This is a genomic window from Acidithrix ferrooxidans (assembly GCF_000949295.1).
GTDB lineage: Bacteria > Actinomycetota > Acidimicrobiia > Acidimicrobiales > Acidimicrobiaceae > Acidithrix > Acidithrix ferrooxidans.
Window position 1 is genome coordinate 1 of the sequence record NZ_JXYS01000104.1, and the last position, 19,923, is coordinate 19,923.

At 50.3% G+C, this 19,923-nt stretch carries 17 protein-coding genes and 1 tRNA gene; 6 read left to right on the plus strand and 12 right to left on the minus strand.

Going from position 1 to position 19,923, the window contains the following annotated elements; translation table 11 throughout:
- Positions 1–207 precede the first annotated feature (207 nt).
- The 4 genes from AXFE_RS15250 to AXFE_RS15265 form a co-directional block, all read right to left on the minus strand.
- Entirely contained in the window at positions 208–666 is a 459-nt protein-coding gene (locus AXFE_RS15250) for a MaoC/PaaZ C-terminal domain-containing protein (RefSeq protein ID WP_052605510.1), read from the minus strand.
- Between the two features lie 108 nt (positions 667–774).
- Complete coding sequence (locus AXFE_RS21090; protein ID WP_082058815.1) at positions 775–1,350, minus strand: YbfB/YjiJ family MFS transporter; 576 nt, start codon at positions 1,348–1,350, stop codon at positions 775–777.
- The gene (locus AXFE_RS21095) at positions 1,274–2,041 is read right to left on the minus strand and encodes a YbfB/YjiJ family MFS transporter (protein ID WP_052606814.1); all 768 of its coding nucleotides are present in this window, start codon (positions 2,039–2,041) and stop codon (positions 1,274–1,276) included. The genes AXFE_RS21090 and AXFE_RS21095 overlap by 77 nt, the downstream gene beginning before the upstream one ends.
- Positions 2,038–2,616: a TetR/AcrR family transcriptional regulator gene (locus AXFE_RS15265; protein WP_052606815.1), complete on the minus strand. Its 579-nt coding sequence runs from the start codon at positions 2,614–2,616 to the stop codon at positions 2,038–2,040. Before AXFE_RS15265 ends, AXFE_RS21095 begins: the two co-directional genes overlap by 4 nt.
- A 308-nt stretch (positions 2,617–2,924) precedes the next feature.
- Here AXFE_RS15265 and AXFE_RS15270 point away from each other — a divergent pair, with 308 nt between their 5' ends.
- The gene (locus AXFE_RS15270; protein ID WP_235347853.1) at positions 2,925–3,542 is read left to right on the plus strand and encodes an NUDIX hydrolase; all 618 of its coding nucleotides are present in this window, start codon (positions 2,925–2,927) and stop codon (positions 3,540–3,542) included.
- Here AXFE_RS15270 and AXFE_RS15275 read toward each other — a convergent pair.
- Complete coding sequence (locus tag AXFE_RS15275; protein WP_052606816.1) at positions 3,534–4,745, minus strand: helix-turn-helix domain-containing protein; 1,212 nt, start codon at positions 4,743–4,745, stop codon at positions 3,534–3,536. The genes AXFE_RS15270 and AXFE_RS15275 overlap by 9 nt on opposite strands.
- Positions 4,746–4,917: 172 nt before the next feature.
- On the opposite strand from AXFE_RS15275, the gene AXFE_RS15280 reads away from it, so the two are divergent.
- The 4 genes from AXFE_RS15280 (at position 4,918) to AXFE_RS15295 (ending at position 8,518) form a co-directional block, all read left to right on the plus strand.
- Positions 4,918–5,244, plus strand: coding sequence for a hypothetical protein (locus AXFE_RS15280; RefSeq protein ID WP_052606817.1), 327 nt, complete (start codon positions 4,918–4,920; stop codon positions 5,242–5,244).
- A gap of 102 nt (positions 5,245–5,346) precedes the next feature.
- Entirely contained in the window at positions 5,347–6,696 is a 1,350-nt protein-coding gene (locus AXFE_RS15285; RefSeq protein WP_052606818.1) for an FtsK/SpoIIIE domain-containing protein, read from the plus strand.
- Positions 6,693–8,204: a replication initiator gene (locus AXFE_RS15290; RefSeq protein ID WP_052606819.1), complete on the plus strand. Its 1,512-nt coding sequence runs from the start codon at positions 6,693–6,695 to the stop codon at positions 8,202–8,204. The genes AXFE_RS15285 and AXFE_RS15290 overlap by 4 nt, the downstream gene beginning before the upstream one ends.
- Positions 8,201–8,518 (plus strand): helix-turn-helix domain-containing protein, encoded by a 318-nt coding sequence (locus AXFE_RS15295; RefSeq protein ID WP_052606820.1) that lies wholly within the window; start codon positions 8,201–8,203, stop codon positions 8,516–8,518. Before AXFE_RS15290 ends, AXFE_RS15295 begins: the two co-directional genes overlap by 4 nt.
- A gap of 50 nt (positions 8,519–8,568) precedes the next feature.
- Here the strand turns inward: AXFE_RS15295 and AXFE_RS15300 are convergent, their stop codons facing one another.
- From AXFE_RS15300 to AXFE_RS15320, 5 genes are all read right to left on the minus strand, one after another.
- Positions 8,569–9,729, minus strand: coding sequence for a tyrosine-type recombinase/integrase (locus tag AXFE_RS15300; RefSeq protein ID WP_160291894.1), 1,161 nt, complete (start codon positions 9,727–9,729; stop codon positions 8,569–8,571).
- A gap of 99 nt (positions 9,730–9,828) precedes the next feature.
- Positions 9,829–9,905, minus strand: a tRNA-Met gene (locus AXFE_RS15305).
- 65 nt (positions 9,906–9,970) lie between these two features.
- Positions 9,971–12,910, minus strand: coding sequence for a UPF0182 family membrane protein (locus tag AXFE_RS15310; protein WP_052606822.1), 2,940 nt, complete (start codon positions 12,908–12,910; stop codon positions 9,971–9,973).
- 12 nt (positions 12,911–12,922) lie between these two features.
- The gene (locus AXFE_RS15315; RefSeq protein ID WP_052606823.1) at positions 12,923–15,697 is read right to left on the minus strand and encodes a DivIVA domain-containing protein; all 2,775 of its coding nucleotides are present in this window, start codon (positions 15,695–15,697) and stop codon (positions 12,923–12,925) included.
- A 526-nt stretch (positions 15,698–16,223) separates the two neighbouring features.
- Entirely contained in the window at positions 16,224–17,228 is a 1,005-nt protein-coding gene (locus AXFE_RS15320; RefSeq protein ID WP_052606824.1) for a S16 family serine protease, read from the minus strand.
- 689 nt (positions 17,229–17,917) lie between these two features.
- Between AXFE_RS15320 and AXFE_RS15325 the strand changes: the two genes are divergently transcribed.
- Positions 17,918–18,571 carry a HEAT repeat domain-containing protein gene (locus AXFE_RS15325; RefSeq protein WP_052606825.1) on the plus strand — a complete coding sequence of 218 codons (654 nt, stop codon included), beginning with the start codon at positions 17,918–17,920 and terminating at the stop codon, positions 18,569–18,571.
- A gap of 187 nt (positions 18,572–18,758) precedes the next feature.
- On the opposite strand, the gene AXFE_RS15330 is transcribed toward AXFE_RS15325, so the two are convergent.
- Positions 18,759–19,751, minus strand: coding sequence for a rod shape-determining protein (locus AXFE_RS15330; protein ID WP_052606826.1), 993 nt, complete (start codon positions 19,749–19,751; stop codon positions 18,759–18,761).
- Positions 19,729–19,923: a hypothetical protein gene (locus tag AXFE_RS19555; protein ID WP_152626143.1), complete on the minus strand. Its 195-nt coding sequence runs from the start codon at positions 19,921–19,923 to the stop codon at positions 19,729–19,731. The genes AXFE_RS15330 and AXFE_RS19555 overlap by 23 nt, the downstream gene beginning before the upstream one ends.

The window sequence follows — 19,923 nt, forward strand, 5'->3', positions numbered from 1 at the left end:
GTTTCTTCTTGGGGCTGTTCTAGTTTGGCTTCTTGTCGAACGAGCCATTCCAGAGGCATGAGTGAATGATAGCTAGCCATGCTGCTGGTAACCTCATTTGACTTGAATACTCTTGATGGAACACGTAACATCCTCCCTTGAGACTAGCTTGGATATTTCGACGGTAAAGAGTTAGTGGAATGGGTGGTAAAGGGATAGCCAAGGAGGTCAGTTCTCGATCTCGTTATATCCTTTTCGCCAGATTAGGTTCAGGCTCTTGTAAGTCATCACTACTTCGTTGGCCTGATTTTTGAGAGTGTGTGCAAATTGTACCCGACCACTGTCATTCGCCGAAGTCAAGCTTTTTTCAACAATCTCCACGTTAAGTGTCACGGTGTCTCCAGGTCGTACGGGACGTCGCCACCGTAGCTCATCGACACCGATCCCAATTTTCATCGACTCTTCTACCAAGCCTAGCTTTAGAAATAGCCACCAGGCGATACTAAGTGTATGGAACCCTGACGCAATAAGACCCTTAAAGGATCCATCCTCTGCGTGTACGCGATCAATGTGCATCGACTGCGGATCATATGAGTGGGCAAAGGTGATTATTTCAGCTTCAGTGAATGTCCGTCCTGCACCGATAAAAGTTTGGCCCACCTCAAAATCATCAAAATACATTGGCATCGGCTATCTCCGATCTTGTCGAATTTCGTTTTGCGTTGGATTCTGGCATCTCAGTGCAGGTTGTCCGGTCACCGGATTGTCCAGCTAATGAAACATGCGCTGCATTCCTTACTCCGCCGTCGACGGATCTACGGTGGTAACTACCGAGTGGGTGGGTATCTCGTAGTGTTTCTGGGTGAGAGCTACAACCGCTCCAGCAAGAAGCACTCCTACCGACAGAGTGAGCCCGACGCTCAAACCCGCGGATGAATCTGAGAGCACACCGGCGAACAGGGGACCAAGGCACTGGCCCAGGGCACAGGCAACCGTCAGTCCGGCGATCGCCGGTGTCCAGTGATGCGGCGCAAGCGAGCGGCGGGCAACTGCGGTGACCGCAGTGACCATCGACAGGAACGACCCCCCGAACAGCAGCGCGGATCCAATGGCAGCCTCCGGTGATCGCGACACCAGCGGCAGCAGCGCCCCAGCGCTGAGTACAGCAAGCACCATGGCGGGTCCACGCCCTCCACGCAGCCTGGCGATCGGCCGTGCCCAAATAAAGGCACCGACAATCGACGCCACGCCAAGCACCATCCAGAAGACGGTGATTTTCCCTGGGCCCGTACCGTTACCTTTTAGAAAAGCAACGATGAAGGTCATGTAGGCGATATAGCCTGCCCCGAAAAGGCCATAGGAGACGAGCAACGAGCTGAGGTGCCGGGCCCGGCCAGTGTCTGTCGGCCACAGGTGGCACCAGTGGCTCCGTGCTGGCCATAGCCACGGGAGCTACGATAACAAAAGCCACAGCACCAAGCCCCGCTAGCAGGACCCATCCCCATCGCCAACCATCTGCGATACTTGTGTTGGCGAGGAGGTAAGGGATCGCAAGACCAGATGCCACGATCCCCGCCCCGGCACCGGCAAAGTAGACGCCAAGCAGCGTGGCTGCTCGGTGAGGGGACATCGTCGAAACCGCCGACGCTACGATCCCCGCCCCAGTGATAAAAGTGATCGCGCCAGATGTTCCGGCGACGGCACGCAAAGCGACCAATCCGACTGTGTTGCCTGTACCACCTGTAGCAAGAAGTGATAGCACGACAACCCCGAGACTAGCAATGAAGACACGGCGTGTCCCGTAACGACGCGCAACACCTGCGGCCAGAAGTGCTCCAGCGAGATATCCGAGAGCGTTTGCGGTATTCATCGCACCCGCGGTGGCGAATGACCAATGCAGGTCGGCACGCATAGATGGAAGCAGCAGCGCATAGGCAAAGCGGGCCAGGCCGATAGCGACTGTGGGCCCGAGTGCCAGACCGAGAGCGATCGCGAGGCCTGAGGGAAGCCGTGCATCCCTCAGTAGAGATGACCGCGAAGTCGGCGAGCCAGATGAACTCATTGGCCCCACTCCTGGTACGCGTCGATAAGCATGGCAGCCAAACGCCGGGCGTCTGTCGCCGCAGCGAGGTCGCCATCGACAAGTACACGGGCGTTCGCACCGTCGACCAGGAGCATCAGGTCGGAACCCAGACGCTGGGGATCGGAGAACCCGGCTTCGCTAGCGAGCCCGGCTAGGTACTCGCGCATCCAGCGTTTGTGGCGACGAGCCACCTCCTGAGCCGGGTGGCCCGGACCAGCAACCTCAGCAACGGCGTTCACGAAAGCGCATCCCCGTTCTCCCTCGCCTGCATGCCAGCTCGCCAGCCAGTCGAAGACTGCCAGCAGCCGCTCACGTGGACTGTCCGCGTGGGTCCGCACCCAAGCGTCAAGCGTCGCCACTCGCTCGGCATGACGGCGTTCGAGCACCGCGGCAACGAGCTCGTCCTTGGAGTGGAAGTGCGCATACAGTGTCGGCTTGGATATCCCCGAGCGGGCCACAACCTTGTCCACCCCAGTGGCAGCGATACCCTCCGTGTAGAACAGCTCCGTGCCAGTGTCAAGCAGCCGTGCGTGGGTGATACCGGGAAAACTCATATAGCTATACTGACAGGTCAGTAAAGGTATGTCAAATCATCCAGATCAATTTGTACCGCGGCTGGTTTACAGGGATCCTGAACTGGCTCTAAGCCGAAGTTGTCGACTTGAATACGTAAAGAAAGTTCTCACACGCACCCACACAATTGACGTATGCAGGCGACGGGAGACGAAGTCGCCCAGTCGCCTGCTATCACTTCAAAGCATGGTTGACTCTGCAGTCGAAAATACGAACTACGATTCTTCATGAGCGAAAAGTGGCTAGTCAGTCAATATGGTCGGTACAAAACGTGTACACATTGACTCGCGTGGCACCAATGGTCGGAGTACTGTGCAAGAATGTTGATATGACGAATGGCAAAGACCGTGTAGAGAAGAATGCCAAAGCAGAGTGGAAAGTCTTCGGTAAGCGACACATCTATGAAAACCACTGGGTAAATCTAGACCTTGTTGATGTCCAGTCTCCTGATGGAACCCGCTTCGAGCACCACGTGGTCCGGATGCAGCGAGTCGTAGGTGTTGTCATCCCGAACCACGACGGTCGGATTCTTCTGGTACGTCACCATCGATTTATCACTTCCACCTGGGGTTGGGAAATTCCTTGTGGAATTGTCGAGAACAACGAGACAGCTATCGATGCAGCAGCTCGTGAAGTTGAGGAAGAGACTGGATTTCGACCGTTTGGACTAAAGCCATTGCTCGCCTATCAGCCATGCATTGGGATCGCAGATACCCCACACGAGCTCTTCGTCGCTAGCGGTGCAGTATCAGTTGGTGAGCCCACTGACCCCACAGAAGTAGAGCGGATCGGCTGGTTCTCCTTCGACGAGGTGAAGGAACTGATCTCTGATGGCCTTATCCACGATTCGCCAACACTGCTTGGGTTGTTTGCTGCGGCATCACAGTCTGGCGTATACCTAGTTTGACCGACGCTGTCGCGGTCTAGACGAGGCCTGCGGTAGGAGCAACGGCCACTCTTCACGCATTTTCCGCAAACGGTTGAGCTGTCGAATGGATCCGATTCCTCCCGCTGTGAGGTATGCGGCACTGAAGACCTTTGCGGCTGCATCAAGTTCACCCTGTGCAACGTAAGCCTGAGTGAGATCGACGAGCACGCCGCCGAGCGCTCTAGCGAAATCGGGATGAATCTCATCACGTGCCCGTTCAAGGCTATAAATAGCACCACTATCGCCTAGTCTCGCGAGACAGCTTCCAGCCCATCGCTCGAAGTGCAGTTCATCTAATACCACGTATGGGCACTGGCCGCTTGAGCTTGCATAGCTCAGACGCGCAAGCCCTAAATCCAGAGATCTCTTGCATAGATCGATATTTCCATTGGCGGCAGCAGTCTCCGCCTGAGCGCCATAGAGCCAAGCAGCAAGCTCGCTGGGTACAAACCATGCATCAGTCTGAATGACGCCGGCAACAAGTTGCTCGGCCCAATCGAATTTTCCTTGGTCAATGAGCACATACGCTCGTTGTGCAGAAGCAAAAGCAGCAAGGGACCGATCTCCTGCGCGAATGGCCGCATTCATGGAAAGTTGAAACTTATTCCATGATTCTCTGGGATGCGCCCGATCAAGGGCAGCCCAACCAGCAATTGCCGCAGTATCTGCGAGAGTCTTCGCCAGTGAAAGACTCTCTTTCGGTTTGGTACATGCGTTGAATAGGCCTGCAAGGGAATCTACATGTTGTTTCATAATGCCAACCGTTCCCTCCGCATTACCTTGGCGGTCAAGTTGCCGCAGTTCTTCAGTTGCATTTCTTAGTTGATATAGCTCATCAGAACCCAATGAAAAAGCCTGTTCCAATTCCGGTAGGAGCAAGCCCGAAACTATCGGGCTTTCAACGGAAGGCAAGATGAGAAGTTTCTCGTATTCGTTCGATTCTAGTACCAGAATATGGCGTTCCCCGAGTACAGAGTCAAGGAGCCTCTGGTACTGATCCCCTGGCTTATTTCGGCCATTTTCCCAACTGGCAATAGTCTTTGCGACCGAATCCCTAGCGGGAATCTGTTCTCCTAGGTTATGACCTGCATTTTCAAGTTTGAGGGCAAGGACCTTCTGACTCCACCCGCGAATAAAACGCTCACGTTTGATCGATGGCCCATCCCACAGGTGCTTTACCACATTCTCATTTTAGCAGGTCAAGCCTCCTTTAGCTGGACGCCCCCTATGAGTTATGGCAAGTGTTTGAGATTTCCGCACGAAACTCACAGGGTTACCAAGGCAATTTTGAGCGATCAAGATGGTTGAAGCGGACGTGCACAAGGTGCGGACGTTTATCAGAAAAGAGGCAGTCGTGAGACTTCCAATTAACACTCAAAATATGCAATTTATTGTGGCAACACTTCCGGAAGCTGTTATCGACTTCGAGTCGAAGCAGCCTCGGATCGACAGTGATGGTCAGCCAATTTCCGCCGTGGGCCTTATCGCCCTCGGTGCCGATGGTGCGGAAATCCTATCGGTGAAAGTCGCAGGACAGCCAAAAGGACTTACCCAAGGTTCTCTGGTTAAGGTTACTGGGCTTTTGGCCACCACTTGGCAAATGGGCGATCGCCACGGCGTGAGTTTTCGTGCCGAAGGTATCGAACCACTCAATCCGCCGCGCACAGCATCTGCGGCATAGCCAGTGCCGGTCAGCTGATGCCTAGCAGTCCTTACTGCTCCCAGGTGTCGGCTGACCGCTGCATCGTCAGATTCATATCCGTTCATGAAATAGGAGTTCATCATGGTAAATCAGTCACAATCCTCAACTGAGAGATCAGTCTCTGACGAACTATTCGAGCTGGCATTGCAAGCTTGCTGGCGCTGGCGTCTGGAGTTATGCCTCTTGGCCATTACAGCCGGTGCCTTTGCTCTGCTGTATTTCAAGGGTAAGTTCGGCCCAGTTCTATCGGGAATCTCAGTTGGCCTGACACTCGTCGTGATCGTCGCGATACCGACAACTCGCCGACTGCTTGGCCGGATGCTTCACTCAGCACGCGTTCGGCGCAATCTCGATCTCGCATTCACATTCGTACAGGGAAGAATAAGTGAGCGAAAGCCGAAGATCTTGCGCATTGAAAAGACCATCAGTGGAGATATTGCCACATTGCGTCTTCGTCCTGGAACTTCGATCAAAGATCTCGAGGATACCGCAAGAATAATAGCGGTGAACTTAGAAGTCCGAGACGTCAAGGTTACTCAAGACCCTACACGGGCAAATCGGGTCTGGTTATCGATTCTCCGCAGAGATCCATTTGGAGACCAAACAATGTCTCAACCATTGCTCAATAAAACACAGACGGATTTCTGGGATCCTATTCCCATCGGAATAAATGACCAGGGAAAGACTGTCTTTGTGGGCTTGCCTGAGCACAGTCTTCTCATTGGCGGCGAACCAGGCGGTGGCAAGTCCGTGTTACTCTGGTCCCTTCTAACAGCAGCAGCACTCGACCCCTCCATTGTACTCTGGCTTTTTGACGGCAAAATGGTTCAACTTGCTCCCTGGCGCAAATGTGCCCACAGTTTCGTTGGCATGGAAATCGATAAAGCAATCACTGCACTTGAAGCGCTGCGTGCGGAGATGGAACTTCGCTATCAAAAACTACTCGACTACGAAGTTGAAAAAGTCGTCAAAGGTGACGGCTTGCCACTCCATCTGGTGGTTATAGACGAGCTGGCGCTTTATGTTTCTCATCCTGACAAAAAAGCAGCCCAAAGGTTCTCCGATCTGTTGCGTGATCTTTTAGCAAGAGGGCGGGCAGCGGGCGTAATAGTAGTTGCAGCTACTCAAAAGCCCTCGGTTGACGTGGTTCCATCATCGCTGCGAGACCTATTCGGATTCCGCTGGGCCATGAGATGCACCACCAAAGACGCAAGTGACACAATACTCGGATCTGGCTGGGCAACCAGGGGATATTCAGCAGCTGAAATTGATCCGGCTAAGCGTGGAGTGGGTTTCTTGCTGCATGAAGGCGGGATTCCTGTGCTGCTTCGCACCTTTGAACTGAAGTATGAGGACGTAGTTGCAATTGCAAAACGTGCGTTCAATCTGCGGCACAACAATGATGGTCCCGATGAAGGGTCGGACCAGTGACAAACCTTCACAAAGTATCGCTGCCTGACGAAGACGTGTTGGCTGGACTGCTCTACAGGATGCAGAATACAGAGAACTTCGAGCGGTTTCGTGGTCAGGGCGAAAGATGTGGCTGGTGCTTCCATCCAATCCGGCTGGCCGGTATGTCGACTACGGTTGATCTCTCGAATGGAGAAATCACCTCAAGTTATTCGAGTGACACAGAACCCTCTGGAGTGCTTCTAAAAGCATGCGGAACCCGACGAGCGACACTCTGTCCGTCATGCGCCTCTGTTTATGCAGCAGATGCACGAATGTTGATTCGTTCTGGATTGTCCGGGGGAAAAGGCATTCCAAACGCTGTTGCCAATCATCCAATGGTATTTGCAACTTTTACAGCTCCCAGTTTTGGAAAAGTGCACCGGGCCAACAATGGTGCTGGTGCATGTCAGCGAGTAAAAAAACACAATCATTGCCCTCACGGACAAGCACTCGGGTGCAATAAGGCCCACTCCGATGATGACCCGATTGTCGGTGAACCACTTTGCATGAAATGTTACGACTACAGGCGCGCCGTGCTTTGGAATTCGCTGTGTTCAGAGCTGTGGCGGCGCACTACGATCTACACAAAACGAGAGCTGGCACAGCTACTTGGAATGAGCCAAACAGCCTTTTCAAAGCGGTTCAGGCTTTCCTTCGCCAAAGTTGCAGAATACCAGCAGCGCGGTGTAGTCCACCTTCATGCGGTAATCCGCATTGACTCTGCCACTAAAAACCTCGAAAGACTCCCCCGGGCTGTTGACATATCAATGCTCATAAGCGCCATCAGCTCAGCGGTGGCTAAAGTTTCGGTTCCCTACCCTGGTGGCATCTCCGGATTTGTGCGCTGGGGTCCTCAGCTAGATGTACGAGTGATTTCGAATGAACAAGAGTACTTCTCCGAGATTGCTTCCAGGGATACCCACAACACTTCAGAACCAACTTCAGGCATGCGCTCAAGAACAATTGCAAACTACATAGCAAAATACGTAACCAAATCCACAGATGACAATGGTGCGTTGGACCGGAGGTTGCACAGTCTTAGCGATCTTGACCAAAGAGGAGTCACGGGCCATCTGCGCCGAATGGTTGAGACAGCATGGGATCTTGGTGGACGGCCTGAACTGGCCTCGCGACGACTAAGGGCGTGGGCACACACGCTCGGCTTTAGGGGCCACTGTATTACGAAGTCCCGGCATTACTCAGTTACCTTTGGCTACTTGCGAGCCGAACGCCAAGCTTGGCAAATAAGGAGGTCTGCTACACCTGACGTCAACCACCAAAACCGCCAAATAATCAGCAATTGGAAATGGGTTGGAACCGGATGGTGGAATAGCGGAGATCTATGGCTTACAGAACTTAGTGCTCAGCATAAGGCGGAATCTCGAATACTCGCGAGAGAAGCGCAATGTATTGATCTTATGGGGCTGGGTGATGCCAAGATAAGTGACTCAATCGCGGAACCTTCGAGTGAGGAACCTCCATTATGACCAGTAAAGGTTTACCGGGCGATTCAGTTTGTTATGATCCACAAGATTTGAAACAAAACATGTCAGAGCTACAAAGGAAAGAATACCTTTGCACCACAAAGGCTCAAGAGCTGAAGGTGCTATCTCCGGTGCAGCGGCGTTCAACACTCACCGTTGAAGAGGCGGCTGAAATGCTCGGCCTATCAAGAGCCTTCACCTATGAAGCAGTAAATCGAGGCGAGATTCCATCTATCCGCATCGGACGTCGCATTCTTGTTCCCAAGGTGGCGCTGGAGCGGTTGCTAAATAGTGCCGAGGGACAACAAGTACAGTAATGTCAACTCCGGGTATTTCAAGATGATCTTGCCTCACACATCTCTGCCGCTCATCCCGCGGGAAGCTCTGTTGTTGGCTCCTTCTTCGGTGAAAGCACCTGTCCCATAATTGCAGCAGCTGCAACATCTCGCTCTTCAATGAAGTGGCTGTAGACACGGAGAGTAACCGATGGGTCGCTATGTCCTAGCCTTCCCGCCACAGTACGGACATCGACTCCTGCCCCAATAAGTTGCGTAGCTGTAAAATGCCTTAAATCATGGAGGCGTACTCGGGGAGCACCAACTGCATCACGCACCCTAATGAAGAAATTTGTCACGTTATCTGGCCGAAATGGCGTGGTGGACTCAACGAACGGCGAGAATACAAAAGCATCGATTGGCAAAACTACCCCGGCCTCCTTTGCCCAGCCTGTTGTCTTTGCATGATGCTGGGTGAGAAGTGCCACGCCAACGGGATCGAGGGAAACTCGCCGGGAACGATCGGTCTTGGTGGTCTTTTCTGCAAGTCCTCCGGGAACCACAACCAGAGATCGTGAGACCTCTATCTGGCCAAGATCGAGATCGATATCCGACCAACGAAGAGCGCACAACTCGCCACGACGCATACCTGTTAGAGCCGCAAGCATGAGTAGCGGTGCAAGTCTGGGATCACGCATTTCAGCTGTTTCTATCACAGTCCGTACCACCTCAACCGATGGGGCTTCGACCCGTTGCTGAGAGACTTTAGGCGCTTTAGCAAGCTCGGCTACATTTTGTCTAACCCATCCCCACCGGACGGCCTGGTGTAGAGCAGAGGAGATTATGGCGTGATGATTGCGGATGGTCTTTGGCGAGAGTCCATCGGTCTTCATGGTGCCATAGAGGTTGTCTAAGTGTTTGGCGGTAAGTCTCTGTAGCGGAAGCTTTCCAAGGCGAGGACGGACATTGCGGTTAAGCTGTGCTCGATAGGTCCTGAGCGTCGTTGGAGAGAGGTCGAGTCGTTCACACTCTTCCAGCCACTTGTCGAAAAGCTGTCCTACAGTGACACCAAGTCCATCGGTTCGAGAAGGCGCTTGGTCTTGGATCAAGGCTCGAAGGGCATCATCGGCACCACGTGAACCGCCGTAAAAGGTCTTCGAGATTTGGCGTGGCGTTCCTGTGCCTGGATCACGTCCTACGTAGACCCGTAGCTCCCAAACTCCTTCACGCCGCTTGCGTTTGGTTCCCTTCATAAAATCAATCATACACCGTTGTAGGGATGAATGTAGGGATGACTATTTGGAAAACAGAAGAGTCGGCCCCTAAAGACCGACTCTGACCTGCATACTCTTTGGTGGCGGGGATAGGATTTGAACCTATGACCTTCGGGTTATGAGCCCGACGAGCTACCATGCTGCTCCACCCCGCGTTGCAATACTTACAATATAATAGCGGCCATAGATAAATACGGCCGCTATCGCAACATCCCTAGATCTACGCCGACGAGGAAGCCGAAGCCTTAGGAGCTGTGGTCGTTGTCGGAGAGGCCTTCGTTGTTGTGGGCGCAATATGAAGTTGGCTCAATATCGTCCCGATTTCATTTACAGCACTCTGGTAGCCGCCCAAGTTTCCAGCTTTTAGATCGGCTTGAGCCTGTGAATAAAGCTGATTAGCTTGAGCGATCAAGGATGACGCATTGCTACCAGTAATCGGAGATATTTGCGATGTGCCACCGGGCACCGTAGTCGTCGTACCTGAGGCCGCGGCAGCCAGCTGATTGGCTCCCTGAACACCTGGTAGAACCGTACCAAATACGTCCTTTAGTGCTCCGGCTAAAGTAGGCTCCATTGCCGCCTGGGTCCCATAAACAACTATTACCTGCTTTATCTCCGGCAAAGAGTTCTGAACGGATGCAACGTATAGCGGCCTGATATAAAGCAGCGACTGGCCCACCGGAACCATCAATGTTGTTCCAAAACTCACTTGAGATCCATGCTGATCCAAAAGACTAATCTGCTGAGAGATGGCCGGCGTTGCACTTATTCGGGCATTTATCAGAGCGGGACCATCAATCTGCTGCCCTCGTGGGGTTACGAAGTCTGTAAGTTGCCCATAGTTTGAAGGGTCACTGCCTGCAACCAAGAAACCCGATAAGTTTTGTTGAACCCCGGACTGTGAGACAGGGACAAAGGGTTCGAGCAAATTAAAGGTTGGCTTTGTCTGCCCCGGCAATTTAAGCAGCTGATATTCAGGAGCAAATTTCGCCACGGTACCTTGCCCTATCGAGGTGCTCAAAGCTTGAGTTACTGGACCGGTTCCTGGATCTTGGGCCAAAGTCCACGCATCACCAGCATTATAAAACGCCGTTGCATTTGTAATGTGATAGTAACCATACATGGTCGCCTGTACCGTCAACAGATCCTCTGGATATCTGAAATGTCGAACTAGTGCTGCCGGAGCCTGCGAAACTGGTGTAAACATTCCAGGAAAGATGGACTCGTAACTTCTAATGATCGGGTCACGCGGATCGGTAACATAAAACTTCATGGAGCCGTTGTATGCATCGATAACGACCTTTACAGAATTTCTTACGTAGTTAAAGTTTCCAGCAAGTCCACTTGAAGTGCTTAGTGCCGAATTATTTCCCTGTTGGGAGTATGGGAAGTTACTAGTTGTAGTGTAGGCATCTTGAATCCAAACAATCCGTCCATTCACAATCGCTGGATATGGATTTGCATCCAAATGAAGGAATGGGGCCGCCGTGGTGATCATATTCTGAATGTTACGTCGGTAGATAATGCGCGAATTGGGACGAATCAATCCGGAAATCAACAAATTAATATCGTTATATCGCAAAGCATAGGCTGCACGACGAACGATCGAAGATAACCTTACACCACCGGTGCCGTTATAGTGGGTCTCTACTGATGTGCCCGATTGCGTCTGATAATCAATCTCAGGCTGTGCAGTATTACCGACGACATAGCTACTATTTCCCAATCCGTAGTAGACCTGTGGCTGAGTAATTTTCGTCACACCCGGAGCAGAAACTGGAGGTACGTCACTGATTGCAAACTTAGGATTGCCATCGGGCTTAACCGCATTAGCTGGCGAAAGTACCGCTCCATATCCATGGGTAAACTGTAAGTGCAAGTTAACCCAAGACTGAGATGGAAGGTCAGCTTGGTTGAGTTCACGAACTCCCAACAAAACAGGCGTAGTAACGCCTGAAATCTTGTACCTGTCTACCGCCAAAGCATTGAACTGATAGTAAGAACGAATGTCTTGGAGCTTATTAAAGGTGTTGATCGGCGAGATCGGATCCCACAGTCGCACAGCTTGTAGAGTAGCTAGATCCGAAGTCAACGATGCAGAAGTTAGATTTTGCGAATAGGAAAACGGAGACTGTTTGATTTTGGTAAGCCCAAATGCATAACGTGTCGCCGATATATTGCGTGCGATATAGGGTGATTCCTTGGATATCTGAGAGGGCTGGACGATAAACTGCTGCATAACTGCGGGGTAGATTCCACCAAGAATTACCGACATCAACGCCCAAAGACCCACAGCTATAATTGGCAGAACCCAACCTCTGCGCCGAATGTTGTAGATAAGAATTCCGCCAGAAGCTAAAGATATAATCACTAACAATGTCAGAGCTGGCAAAACCGCATGAACATCGGTATAGCCGGCGCCTTCCACAAAGCCTCGAGTGGACGTAACTAGGTGATAGCGTTGAAAATAGTATCCCACGGCCTTCAACAGAGCCATCAGTGCCACGATAAGGGATAGGTGCGCCTTGACCTTTGGACCGACACGCTGCCCCTGGCCTTGAACGCGAATTCCTCCATTGAAATAGTGGAATGCGAGCGAAGCAAGCAATATCACAGTCAGGGCAAGAAAACCCCAACTTACCAAAAAGGTAATGAAAGGTAATTTGAAGACATAAAAGCTTGCATCTTTATGAAAGAGAGGATCTTTCATATTGAACGATACGCTATTTTGGAACAAGAGCCAGTTTCGCCATTGGGATGTCGCGCTCGATCCAACCAAAAGAGCTAGAAGTAACGAAACTCCTGCGCGTCCCAGAATGCGAACTCTTCGCCTTGCAGATTTAAATCGCCTAATCAAATCCTCTTCTGGGCTAATTTGCGACTCTGAGGATGCAACCTTCTCTGCAACGGTAAGACTGGCAAAGCAGCCTAAGAAAAAGATCAAGTCAAAGACTACGGTCAACTCAACCTTCGTAAGAAGAGTCTTTGACCATACGCTAGATAAATTTACAGATCTAAACCAAAGGTAATCTGTGTAAAACATGGCTATTCCCCTCAGGGAAAGCACCACAGCGATTATTACGACTGCAACAATAAGAGCAATCATTTGCCTCTTGGTCAGTCGCTTACGGGTAATTGGAAGGTCAGGTGGTCTTTTCATTTCATAAATACCCTAGGCGAATTCCGGGACTAATAGACATTCACAACCAATATGTGCTGGTGGAGCATTTGTTCCAGTGGGGAAATTCGCTCCTACGTCTATTGGTCCCTCCAATTCATTATCCTCACAGTCCGAACAACCGGGACGAATGGACTTAATCCAACGAACTTTTGAGACATTCGTATGAGTCAGCAACCAGGTGCTTACATAGATCGAAACCAAATCAGAGGTCAGCGCCTCTACGTAGTCAATCTTCAGCTCTCGAAATGCTGCACCAAACTGCGAGGCTAGAGCCATGTCCTCATCGAGATCACTTTTAGCCAATACTCTCTCAATTCTGCCAATTAGTTCTTCAGCTAGTTCACGTGACAGGTCCCGAGCGATAATATACATCTCATCGCTTGGCTCCGTAAGAATGGCGATTGAATTTCGATCCCCGGTCAAGCGTTCAGCAATCAGCGAATAAAAATCGCGCGACTCATTCATCACCGGCATCACAAAAGATCCTAATACCTCAAAGTACCTTGAGGTCAAATGGTCCAATTTGCCCACAAGGTCCTCCGCGGTTCGTAAAGATGAAGTTCTCAACTTGTCCAAGAGCTCATTCTGGTCGTCTTGAAGCACTCGCTTTATCCGCCGGGCAATCTGAGTTTGAATCGGTGCAAAGGCATCGCGGTAAAGCTCATGAAAGACTACAGAAAGATGGATCTTGGGATCGCTGAGAAGCCCTTCGGTTTTGTCGTCCAAGACACTGTCAACAGCAATAAATCCGTCTATTCGACTGTGGGCATCTTTAGAATCCCCTTGACTAAGCTCCTTGTCGGAGATATCCTCCAAGAGTTCATTCGTTCCCTGAGGGGTTTCACTCACTAAAGTAGGATGCGGCTCTTTGACTTTAACGCCGGCAACCTTGCCTTCATCTTCCACTATCTGTGCTGGCTTCACGCCCAACGACCCACTGTCCCCAAGCGAATGTGGACGTTGAAGGTCAGATTTACGATTGATAGTGGTATTGAGATCTGGCTTGGAAAGCGACCCATCCCTAACTCGAGATGTTGAACTCTCCTCGGGATCATCAACCAAAAGGCGCGCAAAGATGTCTTCCACTGTCGTGTGGTCGCGCTTCTTTGATTTATCGCTCACTCGATCTTTAGCTAAGTCACCATCAAAACCTTCACGTTGACTCGATTGAAGTTCGTCGATTTCACCAAGTGTGCTGCGCTCGATTATTCTAGCGACTGTCGCATTAGCAGAATCAACATCATCCAAAGATCGACCCAGAACTCCTAGGCTCTGCGGCAAAGGAACTACCTGGGCTTCAAATCTTTTGCCATCTAGAGTTGATCGCTCTTGGTCGGCTGTCTCCAAATCCAAGTTTGAATCTACATAACTAGTCGATGGATACAAGGCATCTTCATTTGACAAACTCTGCAAACCAGGTGCTCTATCACCTCGAGCATTTCCCCTATTTCTAGAATCGGAGGTTCTAACCGAATCACGGATAATCACTATCTCCGTTTCAAAGTCATCTGCAAAATCGTAGGATCCCCGATCTCGCGCCTCTGTGGTATCTTGTTCATCCACCACTCTTCGTCTTGGCGGAGACTGAAAACCTGCGGACGAAGTTCGTCCACGAGAAGGACCTGAAACACGGGGTTCGGAGATCGACCGCTCTTGTCCCAATTTAGCCCGCATCTCATCTTGATCGGAGATCGCAATCTCAACCGATGAAACTTCGCGATCCACAAAGTGCGCCCCGCGACCATCGTTGCGGCCACCATCGACTGACCGAGCCCCTAAATCAGCAAAATCTGAATCATTTATAGTTGAGGAATTCAAAGTGACATTCTCAGCCCCAGAAGGCTCTCCTTCGGGATCACTCGAGGCTCCTGCCATGGTATAGAGACTATCCCTAAGCGCTTGATCTTTTGTGCGACGCCAATTAGTTGCCGAAGAATCGTTCGTTTCGCTTGGTGCGACAACTGGGACCCCTTCTGGTTGAACAGTTGGTCCTTGGGGATCCGGTCGTGCAACCAAATAGGGATCATTGATAGAGCTAGTCTCTCCGTTCATCAACGACGTCAACGACTGGATAGAGAGCGCGGCTTGGCTCAATAGTGAGACCACCAACTCTTTGTGCTCTTCAAGTTCCAATAACTCAGTTTTCGCGTCTTGAGTTCTACCTCGGATCTCTTCGTACACCTCGCCACGGACAGCTTTTGCTTTTGCAATCATTTGCGCCGCTTCGTTCTGAGCATCAGCAACCAACTCACGAGCCGTTTCCTCGGCTCGTTGAACCTCGGCAGTAATCTTCACGTTTGCATCACGAGTCAATCTATCTATAGTGGCCTCATGCTCTTTTAGCCTTTTAGCGAGCTCATCGCGATGTGAATCATTACTCTTTGAGATATCGTCCTCAGCGCGCTTCCTTAGATCTTCAGCATACGCATTAGCTCGAGCCTTTATCGACTCCGCAGCTGCAGTCGCAGAACGAAGAATCTCGCCTGCCTCTTCGCCTAAAGCAGCCGTAACAGTGGAGATATCTAACTTCGGTGCAACCCCCTGATTGGCCATTGCAACTTTGTAACGATCTTCAAGATCTCTCTTTTCGAGCAAAAGAGCGTCGAATAATTTATGCTGTTCGGCAATGTAAGTCGCCAAAAGGGCGAGATAACGATTAACTTCTTCTGGCTTGAAGCCACGCCTTGCAATCCCAAACGACTTGGAAACGACTTCATTTGGTAAAAGACGTTCTTTTGGGCCACTAAAACTTGAGGAATCGCTCATAATGCCTTTAGCCTAAGTCACAAAAGTAAAAAGATAGGGCAAAATTTTAGATATTTACGCCCTAAATTCATCAGGCTATCAGCTCAAGGCCAAATGAAGTCCGAGCCATGGTCTAGCAATATGTATTTGGGAGTGGGAATGAAATTTGTCGCAGCCCGTCTAGCCCATCCAGCTCGACAAATAAAGCTCTGACTGTCCAAGACTGTCCAAAACTAAGCTAAATTCAACAGTTCCAAATGTGGACAAGAAGTCACTTGCCAGCTATAGATGCGACGTTACCATTTACCAAGGGTCCTTACCATCAAAATCGCACTCAGCTGTCATTTGATTCAAGGTATCTAGATCTGTATGATTACCTGTCGTTGATAAATCTAAAAAAATAAACCCGACCACTTAAATTACTACTTGAGAAGATAAGTGATTGCCAGTCCTTGTCACAAAGCTGTATCAGAATCAGAACCTAGATTTTCTAGCAAAGACCAAGATCACTGAAAATATGAATCACATAATCGTCATAGATCAAAGATCAGCGAGCAACCGTCGCCAAGGAGGCCACCGATAAGTAATGTAGAGCTTGCGCAAGCGTCGCGACCGGAACGATCTTCAATCCAGCGATGTGGTCAGATTTTGCCGCAGCTACTTCTTGTGGTGGAACTAAAAAGACCTTCGCGCCAGCCCTAGCCACCGCAATGGTCTTTTGCCGAACTCCACCTACATCACCGACGGCACCAGTTGGGTCAATCGTTCCAGTGGCAGCAATGACGCCTCCGGCCTTTATATGCAAAACTCCCATTGCCTGAAGCACACCTAAAGTAAATGCGAGACCTGCTGATGGTCCACCTATCTGTCCTGTTGAAATCGTAACCGGTCGCTGGAGCTTCACCGCTTCACCTGCTTGAAGCGAAATCCCCAAGATCTGTCGACCCGAAGCTTTATATTTTACCCCAACGACTGTCAAGGTATTTGGATTCCCAACTTGGGTTGAAGCCCTAACCATGGTGAGCTTGACCTTCTTCCCGGAAGCCACAATAGCCGAGACCACTCCTGAGAGAGTGGTCTCCTTCTGGCCATTTACACCAACGATCAAATCCCCCGGCAATATTGATGGCGTGGTCTTAGGCGTAGTGGCTACCACCGATGCTCCAAGGATCGTAGAGTACTTTATGTGAGCGAAAGAAAGTGCCGCGACAACAGCAGCCGTCTTAGAATCGATCATCTGGCCTAGTTGCTGGGTAGCTAGGTTGGAGGGATTCGAGGCTCCGAAGATATCAGCCGCAGGATAGATACTTATCGTTGAATCGAAGTGATCAAATAGCCAAGTTATAGGGGTTAGCTGAGTTAGGATTACATCCGTCATCAAGACTTTTCCCTGCTTATTCAAATCGGGCTCTGCCGCAATGTGAATCTGATTGGCAACGGCAATCGCATTGCCAGGCGAGAAAGAATAACTCGAAATCGGCAAAAATCCCACAACCAAAATAACGCTAAGCACTAGAGCGATGACCCCAACTACACGTAATTGATTTTTCATGACCCACTACCCACGTTCAAACCAAACAGCCTTTTTCACCAAAGTAAAATAACCTCGGTTGCAAAACTACATGCAAAGTCAAGATAGTCGATAAAAAAGTGAATCCGCTGAAGCAATATATAAGGTTGGCACTGAAAACCGAAGCTCGTCGAAGTTAATTGTATCGCCACAGTGCTTTTCATTCACAAGCCACGCGGCAAATAGTTCCACATGGGCTGAGGCGCTTCGCTAGAAGGCAATGTGTAAAGGGTGATTCCCTTTTTTAGACGTTCTGAGCTTTTGCGGACCGTCACAATTAGGCACTGTAGCCTAAAAGTTTCTAGCTATCAACAAAAAAGTGACCTGAGATCAACCTCAGCCGCTCACAATCAAATTTGTTCAGGGGCGATTTTGAACAAACGTAATCAGAAGCTAGTTCGGCTCAAGAGAACACATATCATCTCAAAGAGAAATTCAAAAAATAACATGACACTGGAGGTCCAGAAAAAACATGGGTTACAAAAGGCCATCCTCGCCCAACCCGCCACCTTGGTATAATCGACCTAGAGCTTCGCTTGAAATTTGCCAATATCAGAGCACAGATATCAACCAAAACCCATAGGTGACCGAACCTAGGTACGTCGTCGATTCAATTTGCCAGATTTTAAAACAAGATCTTTGATCTCAGTAGACCCAATATAGGATTTTGAATGACTTCCAAAAAAGAAGATCTTTTATCTCATCTCGAGCCCATGAATCAGTCCGAATTGTCGGATATGGTTAAAGCGGTAGTGGCTGGATATCAATGCGATGAAAAGATCGCCAGAGGACTCATTGACAGTTCAAATGGTCGAATTCGCGCCGCGGCTTACTCAGCACTCGTCCGCATGGATAGGATTAGCAAGATTGACATTATTCGAGCCCTCGCCGATCCGGCTATTGAGGTTCGTCTTTTTGGAGCTAACGAAGCGATCCGGCATCCTGGGGTAAATCTAGTGGAATGCCTAGAGGCAGAAAAAGATCTAATTGTCCTTGAAGCAATCGTCTTTGCACTTGGAGAACGCGGTGACCCTTCTTGTGCTGAGATAATCTCAAAAATTGCAATCGAACACCCTGACCCGCTCTGTCGCGAAGCCGCTATCGCTGCGCTCGCAAACTTCTCACTCGAGGAGTCTCTCAGTCTATTTCTCCAGGCGATGAGCGACAAGGCGCCAATTCGTCGCCGAGTGGCTATCGCTTTAGCCGGATACGACTCCGAACGGGCTACGCAGGGACTAAGAACGCTCTCCAAAGACCGAGATTGGCAGACTGCAACTATTGCTAGAGAACTACTAGCAATCGAAGATGGCACAATTGCTGAATAGAGACAAGATGGGTCTTTCTCTTTCCAAATCGTTGAGGTAAAGCATCGGCACTCCCATCAAAAGGACTATTTACCGCCATTAGACAGTCAACCCCACCAAAGGGAGAGCCAGTAACTTAAAATAATCCGAACTACGATTTGAAGAAACTTTAGGCCACAGCCCCAAGACAGCGAAGTCGGTCTCTAAATTACTTAGAGGGAACCTGTCCTAGGATACGCGCAGCTCCGACAACTACTGCCCGCTCGACCACCGAAGCATGACGTACCGGAACGCCAGCTAGCGCTTCCAATCTCGACTCAAGTCCTTTTATTTGACTTGACCCACCGACAAGAGCAATGCCCGTTAGCGCTAAATCTTTAGCGATCTCAGCAGGAGCTTCCTTAAGTGTCGCCAAGACTACGTCACAAATTGCAGAGATAGTAGAGTCAACAGCATCAACTAGCTCCTCGCCGCCCATTTGGACAGTGATCTCCTCGCCCGAATCAACATCTCTTCCAATGATCTTGGCGATCAGAGCACTGCCGTTAGCAGCCACGTCGAGCAGAGACACCTTTAACTCTTCAATGTCCGTACTTAACATTGTGACGTTGTAGCGATTTCGAAGAAATTGGGCAATATCTTCAGAGATGCTATCGCCACCTACAAGTTCCGATCTAGATTCCACGACATCGCCCAAAGAGAGGATGCCAGCAAAGGTAGTCTGCGCACCGACACTGGCTACCATTGTGCCCACGGGGCCCTGCATCTCCAAGTTGGCGCCAACACCGGCAGAGACAAGACTATCTATAAAGATGACATTGCTCGCACCCGCCTTGGACATAGCAGCGGCAATTACGCGCTTTTCGGCACCTGTCATAAAGATCGGAGCACAAAGGCCTATGGTGGGTTTTGAAAAGTGGCGTTGCCCCACGCGCCGTAAAATCGCCTTAAAATACTGCTCCGCAAGTGAGACATCTTCAATTCGGCCATTTCTAACCGGTCGAGAGACCCGGAGGTTCCCCTCGACCCGACCCTGCATTGAAGCTGCAGCTTCACCAATCTCAACGATCTTGCCCTTTTTCTGATCAAAGATAATCAAATTGGGCTCTGAAACGACTTCGTCCGTAGAGGTATCACACCAAGAAATAGTCGAACTTCCTAGATCGAGAGCGACCGCCCTAGACAGCCTGCTTCCTCTCATCGGCGTTGTGATCCTGAACGGTAGGCTTCAAATTGGAGATAACCGCCATTCTCGCAGAAAAATTATCGATACTCGAGGTCGGACTCTTTGGCTTTCGCTCAATTAAGGCAATAAGCAACCCAATAACGACTACTGCCGCTATTGGCACAAGCACATACAGTAAATTAGACAT